16 protein-coding genes are annotated in these 13,786 nt (G+C 69.9%); 6 read left to right on the forward strand and 10 right to left on the reverse strand.

Going from position 1 to position 13,786, the window contains the following annotated elements:
• Positions 1 to 122: 122 nt before the first annotated feature.
• Together KME77_RS11760 and KME77_RS11765 are read right to left on the reverse strand one after the other, a co-directional pair.
• The gene (locus tag KME77_RS11760; protein ID WP_219465702.1) at positions 123 to 2,147 is read right to left on the reverse strand and encodes a hypothetical protein; all 2,025 of its coding nucleotides are present in this window, start codon (positions 2,145 to 2,147) and stop codon (positions 123 to 125) included.
• Positions 2,144 to 2,638 (reverse strand): sigma-70 family RNA polymerase sigma factor, encoded by a 495-nt coding sequence (locus KME77_RS11765; RefSeq protein ID WP_308250668.1) that lies wholly within the window; start codon positions 2,636 to 2,638, stop codon positions 2,144 to 2,146. Before KME77_RS11765 ends, KME77_RS11760 begins: the two co-directional genes overlap by 4 nt.
• A 229-nt stretch (positions 2,639 to 2,867) precedes the next feature.
• Between KME77_RS11765 and qcrB the strand changes: the two genes are divergently transcribed.
• Positions 2,868 to 4,505, forward strand: coding sequence for a cytochrome bc1 complex cytochrome b subunit (gene qcrB / locus KME77_RS11770; protein WP_219465704.1), 1,638 nt, complete (start codon positions 2,868 to 2,870; stop codon positions 4,503 to 4,505).
• Between the two features lie 51 nt (positions 4,506 to 4,556).
• Here the strand turns inward: qcrB and KME77_RS11775 are convergent, their stop codons facing one another.
• Genes KME77_RS11775 through KME77_RS11795 form a run of 5 tightly spaced genes read right to left on the reverse strand, consistent with a single transcriptional unit; the run spans position 4,557 to position 8,860 of the window.
• Positions 4,557 to 4,955, reverse strand: coding sequence for a UCP033725 family protein (locus tag KME77_RS11775; RefSeq protein ID WP_219465706.1), 399 nt, complete (start codon positions 4,953 to 4,955; stop codon positions 4,557 to 4,559).
• Positions 4,952 to 5,398, reverse strand: coding sequence for a hypothetical protein (locus KME77_RS11780; RefSeq protein WP_308250669.1), 447 nt, complete (start codon positions 5,396 to 5,398; stop codon positions 4,952 to 4,954). Before KME77_RS11780 ends, KME77_RS11775 begins: the two co-directional genes overlap by 4 nt.
• A 9-nt stretch (positions 5,399 to 5,407) precedes the next feature.
• Entirely contained in the window at positions 5,408 to 6,208 is an 801-nt protein-coding gene (locus KME77_RS11785; protein WP_219465708.1) for a carbon-nitrogen hydrolase family protein, read from the reverse strand.
• Entirely contained in the window at positions 6,168 to 7,103 is a 936-nt protein-coding gene (locus KME77_RS30260) for a DUF418 domain-containing protein (protein WP_219465711.1), read from the reverse strand. Before KME77_RS30260 ends, KME77_RS11785 begins: the two co-directional genes overlap by 41 nt.
• On the reverse strand, positions 7,100 to 8,860 hold the full coding sequence (locus KME77_RS11795) for an alpha/beta fold hydrolase (protein ID WP_219465714.1): 1,761 nt from the start codon (positions 8,858 to 8,860) through the stop codon (positions 7,100 to 7,102). Before KME77_RS11795 ends, KME77_RS30260 begins: the two co-directional genes overlap by 4 nt.
• Before the next feature lie 26 nt (positions 8,861 to 8,886).
• Between KME77_RS11795 and KME77_RS11800 the strand changes: the two genes are divergently transcribed.
• The gene (locus KME77_RS11800; RefSeq protein ID WP_219465717.1) at positions 8,887 to 10,053 is read left to right on the forward strand and encodes a pyridoxal phosphate-dependent aminotransferase; all 1,167 of its coding nucleotides are present in this window, start codon (positions 8,887 to 8,889) and stop codon (positions 10,051 to 10,053) included.
• 297 nt (positions 10,054 to 10,350) lie between these two features.
• Positions 10,351 to 10,581 carry a hypothetical protein gene (locus tag KME77_RS11805; RefSeq protein WP_219465721.1) on the forward strand — a complete coding sequence of 77 codons (231 nt, stop codon included), beginning with the start codon at positions 10,351 to 10,353 and terminating at the stop codon, positions 10,579 to 10,581.
• Positions 10,582 to 10,611: 30 nt separating this feature from the next.
• Here KME77_RS11805 and KME77_RS11810 read toward each other — a convergent pair whose 3' ends face one another.
• Positions 10,612 to 11,016, reverse strand: coding sequence for an ester cyclase (locus KME77_RS11810; protein ID WP_219465723.1), 405 nt, complete (start codon positions 11,014 to 11,016; stop codon positions 10,612 to 10,614).
• Positions 11,017 to 11,062: 46 nt separating this feature from the next.
• Here KME77_RS11810 and KME77_RS11815 point away from each other — a divergent pair, with 46 nt between their 5' ends.
• The 3 genes from KME77_RS11815 (at position 11,063) to KME77_RS11825 (ending at position 12,590) form a co-directional block, all read left to right on the forward strand.
• A complete protein-coding gene (locus KME77_RS11815) occupies positions 11,063 to 11,686 on the forward strand; it encodes a TetR/AcrR family transcriptional regulator C-terminal domain-containing protein (RefSeq protein WP_219465727.1) in 624 nt (207 codons plus the stop codon).
• Positions 11,687 to 12,000: 314 nt separating this feature from the next.
• Positions 12,001 to 12,186 (forward strand): CopG family transcriptional regulator, encoded by a 186-nt coding sequence (locus KME77_RS11820; RefSeq protein ID WP_246609604.1) that lies wholly within the window; start codon positions 12,001 to 12,003, stop codon positions 12,184 to 12,186.
• Positions 12,183 to 12,590 (forward strand): type II toxin-antitoxin system death-on-curing family toxin, encoded by a 408-nt coding sequence (locus KME77_RS11825; protein WP_219465730.1) that lies wholly within the window; start codon positions 12,183 to 12,185, stop codon positions 12,588 to 12,590. Before KME77_RS11820 ends, KME77_RS11825 begins: the two co-directional genes overlap by 4 nt.
• A gap of 169 nt (positions 12,591 to 12,759) precedes the next feature.
• Here KME77_RS11825 and KME77_RS11830 read toward each other — a convergent pair whose 3' ends face one another.
• The gene (locus KME77_RS11830; protein WP_219465733.1) at positions 12,760 to 13,182 is read right to left on the reverse strand and encodes a hypothetical protein; all 423 of its coding nucleotides are present in this window, start codon (positions 13,180 to 13,182) and stop codon (positions 12,760 to 12,762) included.
• Positions 13,183 to 13,299: 117 nt separating this feature from the next.
• On the reverse strand, positions 13,300 to 13,515 hold the full coding sequence (locus KME77_RS11835; protein WP_308250670.1) for a DUF397 domain-containing protein: 216 nt from the start codon (positions 13,513 to 13,515) through the stop codon (positions 13,300 to 13,302).
• Positions 13,516 to 13,786: the final 271 nt, after the last annotated feature.

Below are 13,786 nucleotides of genomic sequence, written 5' to 3' on the forward strand. Positions count from 1 at the left end.
TTCTTGCCGACCGGCAACAACGGCTCCAGCACCGCCCACTCAGCGGAAGACAGATCACCACGACTCACCCAAAGATCATCCCAGAAGTGGATCACCGAAATGATCCACTTCTGAAACAGGCCCTAGTCGTCCCTTCCCTTCGGCTCGTACGTCCACAGCACCCGGCCGTCGGCGGCGTAGCCGGTGAAGCGGATGCCCGGCCAGAACAGCCCCTGCTTGGCGACGGCCTTGGGCAGCGGCCCCTCGAACAGCCGCACGCCCTGGCTCCAGGGATCGTCCACCGTCGTCTCCGTGGAGATCGCGCCGCCGTCCCGGCGGGTGAACTCGACCCTGGCCGTGCCGGGCAGGGCGAAGCCGTACCACCTCTCGCGGCCGGCCGACCACCTCAACGGGCGCTCCCCGGCCGCGATCAGGTCGCTCAGCTTCCCGCCGGGAGCGGGCTGGAAGGAGCCTGGTTGCTCCTTGCCGTCCTGCCACCACTTCAGGCAGGTGCCGTCGTGCATGTTGGCGACGAGCCCGCCGCCGAACGGCTGACCGGCGGCGACGGGCTTCTTCGCCTCCCAGCACCACATGTTCGTCCGCTGGACCTGCTCGATCCGCTTGCCCCGTAGCTTGAAGGCGAGCACGGCTCCGTCGAGGGTGCGCGGGTACTTCACCCACCAGACGGGCCGGGGCGTGTCCTTGCCGCGCGTGACGGTGCCGTGGACACGGGTCCCGTCGTCGAGGACGGCGTCCACGGAGAGCCAGTCGTCGTCCGCCACGCCGAAGGCGACCACGTTGCCGGGCAGCGGCAGGAACGACTGCACCTCCCTCCTCGTGAAACCGCCCATGGGCGAGTGGAGTTGGCCGCAGGTCGCGCTCAGCTTGTCCTCCTGCCGTCCGTTGCTGTTCGCGCCGCCCTCGGCGCACAGCATCACCTCCTTCACCCCGTCCTCCGGCGGCCGGCCCAGGGCGGGCCGCTCGCCGAAGAAGAGGCGCACAGGTCCGTCGGTGAAGTCCTCGGTGCCGGGCACGGTCATGGTCTCGCCGATCCGCCGCTCCTCGACCTCCTCCTTCTTCTTGTACGGCGGCACGCTCGTGCGCCACACCTGCTTGCCGGCGGCGTCGTACCCCGTGGTCGTGCTGCCCAGACGCCAGTCGGGCAGCCGCGAGCGGGCGGCGGTGAACAGGTTGAGGCCGAGGTTCCAGGGATCCTCGCTGCCTGTCAGCGTGATGGGCGCCTCGGCGCCGAACACGACCTCGATCCTGGCGGTGTCCTTCGGCCGGGCCGCGTAGATCAGGCCGTTCTCCGACCAGCTCGCGCCGGGCGGATTGGCGTTCTTCCCTTCGAGATTGACCAAGCCGACCTCCTCGCCGCCGCGGAACCAGTACAGCTTGCGGCCCTGGACCTTGTCCTCGTACGGCCGCACGGTGACCCCGCCGGGCAGCCTCAGCGACTGGCCGATGGGCGTCTCCCGGTGGCTCTGCTGCCGGAAGTAGGGCGAGGCGTCCGGGCCCTGTCTGCCCTTGGCGTCGGTGACCTGCACCTTGGAGACCCGCTGCCCGGCCGACAGCGGCAGGGTCCAGATCATCAGCGGCGCGTCGTCGGACCTGTGCTGGGTCGCCTCCACGCGGCGGCCGTCCTCCAGCACGGCCGTGACCTCGACCACGTCGTTCGTGGCCACGCCGTAGTCCACGTAGGGGCCGGGCGAGTCGGTGCGGGTGGTGCCGTCGTACACCCCCATGACCGCTCTGCCCTCCTCGAAGCGCAGGTCGCCGCACCACCCGTACGGGTCGCCGTCCACCGGCTCGATGATCTTGCACAGTTCCGGGGCGCCGACCTCGGTCCGCGCGAACCACAGCCGCACCGGCCTGCCCGTCGCCGGATCGTCGAACACCACCTCCTGGCCCGCCGGCGTCAGCTCCCGCATGAGCGACCGGTACAGCTCGGACGGGTCGTTCGCGCTGTTACGGCCCAGGCCGCCGTTGAGCAGGATCGGGACGAAGACGGCGATCAGCGCGATGGGCAGCGCGGCCGCCAGCCAGCGGCCCCGGGGCGGCGGCGAGGGCGTGCGGCGCTGGACGGCCAGCCACGCGTCCGGCGCGGCCTCGAACGTCTCGGCCTTGGCGTGGAGCGCGGCGCGCAAACGCGCTTCGAGATCACTCACGCGTCCTCCTCCTTCAGCGCCTTGCCCAGGGCGGCCAGGGCCCTGCTGGCGTGCGTCTTGACCGAGCCGGTGGACACGCCCATCACCTCGGCGATCTCCCGCTCCGACAGGTCCAGCCAGTAGCGCAGCACCAGTGCCTCCCGCTGGCGGCGCGGCAGGCGGTCCAGCGCCGCCAGCAGCTCGCGGTGCTCCTCGGCGACGATCACCGCGTGCTCGCTGCTGCGCTCGGGCTCCGGCGGGTCCGGCGGGCGCAGCCGGACCAGCCTCAGGTGGCGCAGCCGGTTGCGGGTGAGGTTGCAGACGGTCCTGCGCAGGTACGCGACGGCCGCGCCGTCGTCGCGCAGCCGCCGGATGTGCAGCCGGGCGAACGCCTCCTGGGCGATGTCCTCGGGGTCGTCGGCGCCCAGGAGCCCCGCCAGCCGTACCAGGGGCTGATATTGGGCGGCGAACAGCTCGGAGAAGGAGGGCTGCGCCATGGTCGCGGAGATCACGTCTACAAGGACACGCGAATCGGGTGCCGGTTGACCCGCGGACCGGATCCGTTCTGACAGCGGGCCGGGGAAAGGGCGTGCACGCAGGACCGCTCTCCTCCTCGGCGGGCGGCTGACCAGGCGCAATCATTGCCGACCCTGGACCTGCGCGTGGACATTCCCGCACGCCGGGCCGGGCAGCGTCGGGTAAGGCGGCCGGAACGAGGACCCCGCCCCTTGGGAGCCGCACGTGGACAGAACACCGACATTCATCGCCAGGCCCAGCAACTACCTCGACGAACGCCTCGGGGCGGGCAACTTCCTCAAGCGCAACCTGCGCAAGATCTTCCCGGACCACTGGTCGTTCCTGCTCGGTGAGATCGCGCTCTACTCGTTCATCATCCTGCTGCTGACCGGGACGTTCCTCACCTTCTGGTACGAGCCCAGCATGGAGGAGGTCGTCTACAACGGCGCGTACGCCCCGCTCAGGGGCGTGGACGTGTCCCGGGCGTACGCCTCGTCGCTGGAGATCAGCTTCGACGTGCGCGGCGGGCTACTGATCCGGCAGATCCACCACTACGCCGCCCTGCTGTTCACCGCCGGCCTCGTGGTGCACATGCTGCGCGTGTTCTTCACCGGGGCCTACCGCAAGCCGCGCGAGCTGAACTGGCTGATCGGCATCGCCCTGTTCGCGCTGTCGCTGTTCGAGGGACTGACCGGCTACTCGCTGCCCGACGACCTGCTGTCCGGCGCGGGGCTGCGCATCACCCAGGGCGTGCTGGTGTCGATCCCGCTCGTCGGCACGTACCTGTCGTTCTTCCTCTTCGGCGGCGAGTATCCCGGCGACATGGTCATCCCGCGCTTCTACTCGCTGCACATCCTGCTGATCCCGGGCATCCTGCTGGCGCTGATCACCGCGCACCTCATCCTGATGTGGGTGCAGAAGCACACGCAGATGCCGGGCAAGGGACGCACCGAGAAGAACGTGGTGGGCGCGCCGCTGCTGCCGGCCTTCATCGCCAAGTCGAGCGCGTACCTGTTCTTCACCGGCGCGGTGACGGTCGGGCTCGCGACGTTCGCGCAGATCAACCCCATCTGGCTGTTCGGCCCCTACTCGCCGGCCGACATCTCCGCCGGGTCCCAGCCCGACTGGTACATGGGGTTCCTGGAGGGCTCGCTGCGGCTCATGCCGCACTGGGAGATCAACCTGTTCGGCACCGCCAACGCGGGCACGCTGCCGATGAGCGTGCTCATCCCCGCGCTCGTGCCGCTGGGGCTGATCATCACCGGCCTGGCGCTCTACCCGTTCCTGGAGAGATGGATCACCGGCGACCGGCGCGAGCACCACATCGCCGACCGGCCGCGCAACAACCCGCACCGCACCTCGATCGGCATGGCGGCCCTCACGTTCTACGGCATCCTGTGGCTGCTGGGGGCCAACGACCTGATCGCCGCCAACTTCCACATCAGCCTCAACTGGACGACGTACATCGGCCGGGTGCTGATCTTCGTGGGGCCGGCGCTGGCCTACCTGGTCACCTACCGGATCTGCCTGGGCCTGCAGCGCGCCGACGCCGGCGTCATCGGTCACGGGGTCGAGTCGGGGGTCGTCAAACGGCTGTCGCACGGCGAGTTCGTCGAGGTCCACGCGCCGCTCGCGGACGACATCGAGGCGCAGCTGCGCGGCAAGTCGGCCGTCCCGACGATCCCGTCCGGCCATGACGGCGACGGGATCCCGCCCCAGGGGGCCCGGGGCCCGATCGGGCGGCTCAGGGCGGCGATGAGCCGCGCCTACGGCGGCGAGAAGATCACGCTCGACGGGCACGAGCACAACGGCGACGGCGCGGAGGTCGTGAAGACCCCCGCCGGGAAGACGCACACCGACTGACGCCGATCGCGGGACGGGCCGCGTCCCGCGATCACCGGCCCCCTGCCGGTCTCAGGGGACCGGGATCCGTTCGACGCGGATGGAGAAGACCTCCTCGCGCGGCACCACGACCTCGTACGCGCCGTGGTCGACCATCCAGTAGCCCAGCGCCTCGGCCTTCATCCCGCTGTGGCCGGTGTAGGCGATGTGCAGGCCGTCGTCGTCCTCGTCGAGCACGATGCAGGGCTCGCCGCCGAACGCGCCCACGGTGCGGATCAGCACCAGCCATTCGAGGTCGGCCCGGCCCACGGTGCGGCGCCAGTAGCCGGAGCCGGCCTCGAACCCCTCCAGCTTCTCCTCGCTGAACAGCACGACCTGGTCGGTGTCGGGGCCGAGCGCGGCCGGCAGCGTACGCTCGCCGAAGCGGGCGACGAAGCCGGAGGCGACGGGGGTGATGTCGGCGTCGCTCATGCGGCGGGCCGCCAGGTGAGCCCGTCGTAGTCGGCGAACGGGCGCTCCTCCTCGCGCGTGACGTGCACGATCTGCGCTCCCGCCGGGATGGGCATCGGGGTGGTGTGGAACTGCGGCACCACGTGCTCGCGCGACGTGGTGAACCCGTTGCCGGCGAACGGCGGGGCGTCACTCCAGTCACCGCCCATGTGGGGCCCGTACGGGACGGCGTAGGTGTCGACGTCGCGCGCGTACCAGCGCATGACGTACAGCTCGGGCACGTCGGCCGACAGCTCCGACCCCTCGAACGACAGGTCGAGCCCGAGATAGAGCTGCCTGGGCGTCGTCAGCCGCGCGCAGTCCTGCAGGCGGTAGACGTAACCGGAGATCACGGTGCGTTTGCCTGATAGGTACGGCACGAGCAGACGCGGTGGGACGACCTTCTGCATCTGCGTTCTGCTCACGATTCCATTTTACGATCGGTTGACCCCGAGTATGCGATGTTCAAGGCATGGCAGGGCGGCTCTGGCCGCGGCGGTGGCCTCGGCGTCCACCTCCACGACCTGTACGCCCGGCGCCGTGCCCAGGTCGGCGCGGACCACTCCGAGCGGGTCGACCAGCATGCTGCGGCCCACCCCGAACCCGTCGCTCGACTCGGCCGGATTGGGGGCCTGGCCCACGGCCGCGGTCCAGGTGGTGTTCTCCAGGGCCCGCGCGCGGACGAGGGTGACCCAGTGATCCTCCTTGAGCGGGCCCGAACCCCACGCGGCGATCACCGCGAACAGCTCGGCCCCCTTGTCCACCAGCGCCCGGGTCAGCTCGGGGAAGCGGACGTCGTAACAGGTGACCAGCCCGACCCGGACCCCCGCCAGCTCGACGACGGTGGGCTCGCCGCCCGGCGCGACCAGCTCGGACTCCTTCGCGCCGAACGAGTCGAACAGGTGGATCTTCCGGTACGCGGCCCTGATCTCCCCCTGGGCGTCCACGGCGACGGCGGTGTTGTGCACCCGTCCCTCGCCCGGCTCGCCCGGCTCGAACACCCCGGCGATCACCGCCAGCCCGTGTTCCCGGGCCGCCCGCGCCACCCCGGTCACGAACGGCCCGTCCAGCGGCTCGGCCAGCTCGGTGATGCGCCGGCCGTAGCGGGTGAGCGTCGCCTCGGGGAAGATCGCCAGGTCGGCGCCCTCCGCCCGGGCGAGCGCCTCGCGGACCCTCTTGAGGTTGGCGGACGGGTCAGGAGACACCGGGATCTGGCAGAGGGCGATTCTGGTCACGGCCCGACTCTAACCGGTTGGGCACCCGTCGAAACCAGGTCAGGCTCCGCCATATCCATTCAAGCGGGCCGTACCTGTACCTGGACAGCCACCACATGCTGAACGGCACCTGCACCACCAGCGTCCCCAGCGCGATCGCCAGGACCGACCACCGCGTCGGGTCCGCGTGCAGCCAGCCGCCCGCCAGGAAGATCACGAACGTTCCGGTGACGTAGTTGGTCAGCGCCATCCGTCCCAGGGGCTCCAGCGCGGCCGACAGCCACGGCCGCAGCGCCAGCAGCAGCCCGGTGCAGTACGCGGTGGCGCCGGTGAGGGCGGCGACGCTGTAGACGGTCCAGTCGCCGGTGCTGGCCCAGGCCCCGGTGAGCAGCGTGGTGGCCAGCGCGCTCACGGCGAACACCGGCACCAGCAGGCTCCTGGACGGCCGCAGCTCCATGATCGCCATGCCGAGCAGGAACAGCGCCGGGATGAGGATCGGCCCCGCGCCCACGGACGTCGCCCAGACGACCGCGGCCACCCCCAGGATCCCCAGCGGTATCCCGCCGGTCAGGAACGAGGCCGGCAGCAGCACCAGCGCCCCCCACACCGCGTAGCCCGTCAGCACCTCGCCCTGGTAGAACACGTGCTGGAGCAGCCCGAAGCAGAGCAGCCAGAGCAGCCGCCGGAGCAGCACCCAGCGCCCGGCCCGCCGCATGAACAGCACGAACCCCATGCCGAACAGCAGCGAGAAGATCGGGTAGAAGCGGCTCTGGAACAGCGCCTCGATGGTCCAGTCGAGCCCGTTGCGCGGGCCCGTCAGGTCCTGTACCGCGTGCTGCCAGGTGTTGACCACCATGATGCCGCCCACCGCGAAGCCGCGCAGGGCGTCCAGCTCTCTGATGCGTGTCGTCGTCACAGGACCCAGGCGAACCACCATACGAGGAATACGGCCGCCGTGACGGCGGCGATCAACAGCTGCCATTCCCTTTTGATCACGAGTGCGGTCAGCGTCAGCGCCGCCGAGCCGGCCGCCACCCATGTGTACGGTACGACGGACGCGGGCAGCCCGACGGCAAGCGCGCTCTCGTTGCGGCCGATCAGGTTCCACACGGCCGAGCCGGCCAGCCCGGTGAACGCCACCCCCGCCAGCCCCGCGAACGCCGCCACCGCCCGGCCCCTCCACGCGTACCCCACGAGCTGGACCAGCGAGACCAGCGCGAACAGGGCGAACGGGACTGCCGGCCAGGGGGAGAGCGAGATCCGGTACGGGGCGGCGCTGACGTGCAGGTCGCCGGGGTTCAGGCGGGGGTACGGGGGTGTCGTGCAGGGGGCCGGGTTCCCCTTGAGGTCCGCCGCCGGGTTCTCGACGAAGGCGACGATGTGGCGGCGGGCGCAGGCGTCGGCCAGGAACACCGCGTGCCCGGCGCCGGGGATCTCGACGAAACGGGCGTCCGGCAGCTTCGCGGCGGCGGGGCGGCTGGTCCTGGGCGGGGTCGTCGGGTCGTACTGGCCGCCGAGTACGAGGGCTGGGGCCTTGGGGAGGGCGTTCACGGGTTTGGATCGAGGGAGCTTCCAGGCATCACACACCGCCTTGTCCCCATTTACGGTGAAAAGTCGTGATTTTGTGGGGAATTTGTTGAACGGGACCTCGTCCTGGCACTGCACCGCGTGGTACAGCCCGAACTCGTGCGACACCAGCGCCCCGCCCACCGCGTCCGCCAGCGGGCGCAACAGCTCGTCGCCGCCCCCGCCCAGCGCGTCGATCATGGCCGGCGCCACGGCCGTCACGTCCGACTCCTGCAGCGCCTCCGCCAGGATCGTCGCCACGTCGCCGCCGGTCAGCCGCGCCGTGAACACCTCACCCCGTAACGGGTCGGTGACCGGCGCCCGCGCCGGGGCCGCGTCCAGCCTGCGCACCATCGCCTCGAACCGGTCGCCGACGCCCAGCGCGGCCACGGTGCCGGCCAGGTTCCGGTCGGCGTCGTCGTACCAGCTCACGCTCTCGGGCAGGTACGAGTCGAGCACCAGCGAACGCGTGCCCGCCGGGTCGGCGGCGGCCACGTCCGCCATGACCCGCGTCGAGTAGCTCACCCCGAACAGGTTCCAGGCCGCGTACCCGAGCGTCCCGCGCAGCTCGGCCACGTCGGCGGCGATCTCCTTGGTGTTGTAGCCGCGTAGGTCCACCCCCTGCTGCCGCAGGCGCTCCGCGCACCTCGCCGCCGCCGTGCCCACCTCTTCCGTGCCCACCTCTTCCGTGCCCACCTCCGCTGACGGCTCGCGCAGCCTGTTCAGCATGGCCTCGGCCGTCTCCGGGCAGCCCAGCGTCGGCTCCGAGTACTTGCTGCCGCGCTGCTCCACGGCCACCACGTCCCTGTCCGGGAACATCTGGCTCAGGAACCCCGTGAGCTGCATCGACGCCGAGCCCGGGCCGCCGCTCATGTAGACGACCGGGTCAGACTTGCGGTCCCTGGCGGCCGAGGCGTGGACCGCGTACCCGACCTTGATGCTCCTGCCGCCCGGCGCGTCCCTGCGCTCGGGAACCACCAGGAAGCCGCAGGTGGTGCGCGCGGGCATCACCACGGGGCAGGGAGCCTGCTCCACCGTGCCGGGAGCCTGGTCCGCGAGGGCGGGAGGTGTCAGGAGGACGAACGCCAGCAGGACCCGAGTGATCACGGGGACGAGACTAATAGTGTGGACCTGTGACGGAACCACTGGTATCCCGGATGCGCGCCTTCGGCACCACCATCTTCGCCGAGATGAGCGCGCTGGCCGCGCAGACCGGCTCGATCAACCTCGGCCAAGGCTTCCCCGACACCGACGGCCCGGCCGCCATGCTCGACCGCGCCGTCCAGGCCATCGGCTCGGGCCTGAACCAGTACCCGCCCGGCCCGGGCACACTGGAGCTGCGGCAGGCCGTCTCCGAGCACCGCCTCGCCCACTACGGGCTCACCTACGCCGCCGACGGCGAGATCCTCGTCACCGTCGGCGCCACCGAGGCCATCGCGGCCACCGTCCTGGCGCTGTGCGAGCCGGGCGACGAGGTGATCGCGTTCGAGCCCTACTACGACTCCTACGCCGCCTCCATCGCCCTGGCCGGCGCCCGCCTCACCGCCGTCACCATGCGGCCCGTGGACGGCCGCTTCACCTTCGACCCCGACGAACTGCGCGCTGCCGTCACCCCCCGCACCAAGGCGATCCTCGTCAACTCCCCGCACAACCCGACCGGCACCGTGTTCACCCGCGCCGAGCTCACCGCCATCGCCGGCCTCTGCCAGGAGGCCGGGCTGATCGCCATCACCGACGAGGTGTACGAGCACCTGACGTTCGACGGCGTCGAGCACATCCCGCTCGCCACGCTGCCCGGCATGCGCGAACGCACCGTGATGATCTCCTCGGCCGGCAAGACGTTCTCCGTCACCGGCTGGAAGACCGGCTGGGTCTGCGCCCCCGCCCCCCTGGTCAGAGCCGTCAACACGGTCAAACAGTTCCTCACCTACACCGCCAGCGCGCCCTGGCAGCTCGCGGTCGCGTACGGGCTGCGGCAGGAGCTGGAATGGGTCGCCGCCCTCCGATCCGGCCTCCAGGACAAACGCGACCGCCTGATGGAGGGCCTGGCGGCGGCCGGCTTCGAGGTCCTGCGGCCGTCGGGCACGTACTTCGTCCAGACCGACATCCGGCCGCTGGGCTTCACCGACGGCATGGACCTGGCCCGGCGGCTGCCCGAGCTGGCGGGGGTCGTCGCCATTCCCACACAGGTGTTCTACGAGCATCCGGAGCGTGGCACGCACTTCGTCCGGTTCGCCTTCTGCAAGAAGGACGAGGTCATCGACGAGGCCGTCACCCGCCTCAAGCGCCTCTCCGCCTGACAACCCCGGGCCCCACCTTCACAAGCTCGGGCCTGCGCCTTTGGGGCGCTTCGCGCTATGGGGCTCCGGGCTGCGCCCAGTGGGGGGCTCAGCGCCCCCCACACCCCCACAAAAGCATGGTCCTCGCTCCGCTCGGGCGCCCTCCCGAACGCAGGCGGTCTCCTTGGCCGGAGCGAGTTCGATCAACCGCAAGCGATGTCCGCGGTGAGGCGCCTGAGCCAGGACCGGCGGCACATAAGCGCAGCCGGTCTCGTCTTCCGCACGCACGTGAGGTTGTTCGAAGATCGGCGGGCCGCTGTGGTGATCGTCATCGCGCGGTCCTGCTCGCGGTTACGGATCCGGGAGTTGGTCGATGTCGCGGCGCTGACCCATGGTCAGGCGGTCGAGGTGCTGATGGCCGGCCGGTTGTCCTCATCCGCTCCGCTGGTGTGTCACCGCTTCGAGCAGTTCTGCGGGGGCGGCCATTTCGCCCCGCTGGAGGCGACCGCGACGTTAGCCGCCGCCATCAGGAACTTCCTCGACGCTTGACCGGGCGCCGTGTGCGGCGGTGGCGCGGTGTCAGTCGCTCTCCGGCCAGTCCCAGCCCAGTTGCAGGAACAGGCCCAGCCGGTCGCTGACCGCGCGGATCTCGGCGATCTTCCCCTCGCGCAGGGTGAACAGGAAGATCGCCTCGTTCTGGAAGCTCCTGTGCGTCGGAACCGGCATGCGGGGATGTGCGCCGCTGTGGGTTCCCGACATGGTCAGGCGGGCCACCGCCTTGTCCCCTTCGCGCACGACCTCCTCGACCTCGAGGTGGAACGGGTCGAACGCGTCGAGCTGCATCTGGATCCCCTCGAAGGCCGCGCCCGGCTCGTCCGGCTCACCAAAGATGATCTTGTTGTGGTCGATCACGTCGGCGGCCAGGTAGTCGCCCAGATCGGCCAGGCGGCGCTCGTTGACGGCCGCGAAGAACTCCCTGATCATTTTCACTCCCTCTCTTACGCTGTAAGATACGGGTATCTTACGCTGTATGAAAGAGCGGTTGTCGAGGGAGAGAGTGCTGGCGGCGGCGCTGGGGCTCGTCGACCGAGAGGGCCTGCGGGCGCTGTCCATGCGCAGGCTCGGCAAGGAGGTGGGCGTCGAGGCGATGACGCTCTACTACTACGTCCCGAACAAGGACGCGTTGCTCGACGGCCTGGTCGAGCTGGTGTTCTCGCGGATCGCCGTGGAGCCGGCCGGTGAGTGGCGAGCGTGGGTGCGGGCGTTCGCGGTCTCCGTTCGTGACCAGCTGCTCAGGCATCCTGAGCTGATGCCGGTCGTGGCGATCCGGCCGGTGGCGACGCCCGGCAGCCTGCGCATGGTGGAGCGGGCCGCGCGGGCGCTGACTGAGGCGGGATTCACCGCTTCGGAGGCGCTGCACGTGATCACGGCGGTCGCCACGTTCGCCATCGGCCACACGCTGGCCGAGGCGGGGCCCGACAGCCCGGACAATCCCGACATGGACCTCGATGGGATGCCTGTACTGGCCGAGGCGGTCGCGGCCGGGCTCGGCACTCCCGCCGACCATCAAGATCGCTTCGACTTCGCCCTGGACGCGCTGCTTAACGGGCTCGCCCCGCGACACGACATACACCGGGCAGGCTCACCCGGTTAGCCCGTTTCCGCAGGTAAGTGATCTTCGGCGCTTGGCCCCACTGTGCACGCTGTCTCACGAGCCCAGGTCATGCCGTGCGACGATCGCCACGGCAACCTCAACGATCTTCACTTGACTCAACGTGCGGAAACGGGGCCAGCCAGAGGGGACATGGAAGTCTGGCCTTCCAGTGCCCGCCAACGCCCTTCGGGAGGCGCCTGAACAGATGCCGCGTTCGGCGTATGCGGAGAGTAGTAGACGCTAAACTGACCGTGCTGGTATCGCCGTGATACCACCCTCCGCCTACCATGAGGGGTATGGCTATGACCCTTCGCTTGACCGACGAGCAGACCGAGGTCCTCCGCAAGCGCGCCGAGTTCGAGGGGCGCAGCATGCAGCAACTGGTTCTGCACGCGATCGATTACTACATCGAGCATGTCACCGACGACGAACTCACCGACACGCTCGCGGAGAAAGGGGCCCAGCGCTTCGCTGACCTGTTGCGGCGGTTGGGCGAGTGACCCGTCATCTCACCCTTGAACAGGGATTGCGCATCGCCCGCATCGCCGTGGGCGGCCCCATCCAGGTGCGCGATCTCGGGATGCTGGAAGCGGCACTCATGCGGCCGCAGACATCCCTCTTCGGTCAGGACGCCTACCCTGACCTGCTCGGCAAGGCCGCGGCGCTGCTCCACTCGATCGTCACCAATCACCCTTTCGTCGATGGCAACAAGCGGGCGGGCTGGCTGGCGACCTATGTGTTCCTCGCGAAGAACGGCGTCGAGCTCGATCCGGCTGACGACGATGTCGCCTATGACCTGGTGATCGCCGTAGCGTCCGGCAAGCTCACCGAAGTGAATGAGATCGCCGACGGCCTGCGCGCCTTCACGGCGCCCGATGTCCCTCCCAAAGGCATGCCCACCTGACTCCCGCGAGCACGAACCTCCCTCCAGCTTGAGGACGTGCGCAGAATCAACTGCAGGTCATGGCGGATCATTGCGGCAACGCTTCTGGAGAGCGCCTCTCTCCGCACCCTCACATCCATCAAGACGATCGTGGCAATGATGTCCTGAGGGCGTACTCGGACAGTCGTGCTCATGTGATGCCGGCCTCGGCGCGTCGCCGGAGCGGGCAAGGGTGCGTGACGTGCCGGTTCGGACAACAGATCATGCCGATCGTGGCGAACCGCCCGCCCCGCAGCCAGTCGCCCCACTGCACGTCCACTCCGCGCGGCAACAGGTCGAGCGCGCCCGCGATCCGCTCCTCCAGGGTGACGACGCGCCGGCCCCGCTGGAGCAGCATGCCGTCGATCTTGCCGAACTCGGTCGCCATCCAGTCGGCCGCCGCTTTCGCCTCGTCGTACCTGCCGGAACTTCGCGACGCCGACTTGAGCAGCCAGTCGCCGGTGCGCATCGGCGGCAGCGCCGAGCCGGAGAAGTCGGGCGAGGTCGGCCGGCGCTCGGCCTCGTTGCCGCGATCGGCGCCGTTGCCGGTCCACTGATAGGCGTGCCAGTGCATGGCCAGGGTGCTCCCGTAGAGTTCGTGAGGTGCGGCCCCTGCTTGCTTCGATCAGGCAGGGGCCGCCGTCTTGGCCGTGTCTGGATGGCGGCCGGCCTGACCGCGTGAAGCTCGGCGCTAGGTGGTGGCCAGTCCGGCCGCGCGTAGCTCGGCACCGGAGAAGCGGAGCGTTCCGGCGGCCGGGTTCTTCGAGTCACGCAGCGCGAACGCGTCCGTCACGCTTGGGATGGGGGCGATCAGGATGCAGGACTCGCCTTCCTCCTCCTGCTGGTTGCCGCCGCACATTCTGGTGAACGGCGCGTCATGGAGCGGCTGGCCGTACAGGTCCCTCACGGATGGTCCTCTCGTCCGGCCCCGGTGTCCGGGGCGATGGCCCAGGCGCGGGGTGCGCCTGGGAGCTTGGATGCTCGCCTGTCATCGGCATGGACAGGTCGGTGGTCGAACCCTTGGAGCAGGGCGGCTTTCTTGAGTGGGTTTTCCGCTGGCCGCCGCATTTGTGAGTTTTCATTTTTGGCGGCGCCGGCTTTTGCTGATGCCATAGTGGTGCCAGGTGTCGGAGCGTCACCAGAGTGTCGGCGTGGCGCGGGCGAACGCGCCACGGGCG

The organism is Nonomuraea rhizosphaerae (assembly GCF_019396405.1).
GTDB classification, from domain to species: domain Bacteria; phylum Actinomycetota; class Actinomycetes; order Streptosporangiales; family Streptosporangiaceae; genus Nonomuraea; species Nonomuraea rhizosphaerae.

What these genes read in the sequence shown, in the direction of transcription:
- KME77_RS11775 (WP_219465706.1), bottom strand. Translation starts at nt 4,955, where the DNA reads ATGAGCGACGCCGACATCACCCCCGTCGCCTCCGGCTTCGTCGCCCGC.
- KME77_RS11810 (WP_219465723.1), bottom strand. Translation starts at nt 11,016, where the DNA reads ATGATCAGGGAGTTCTTCGCGGCCGTCAACGAGCGCCGCCTGGCCGAT.
- KME77_RS11815 (WP_219465727.1), top strand. Translation starts at nt 11,063, where the DNA reads ATGAAAGAGCGGTTGTCGAGGGAGAGAGTGCTGGCGGCGGCGCTGGGG.
- KME77_RS11830 (WP_219465733.1), bottom strand. Translation starts at nt 13,182, where the DNA reads ATGCACTGGCACGCCTATCAGTGGACCGGCAACGGCGCCGATCGCGGC.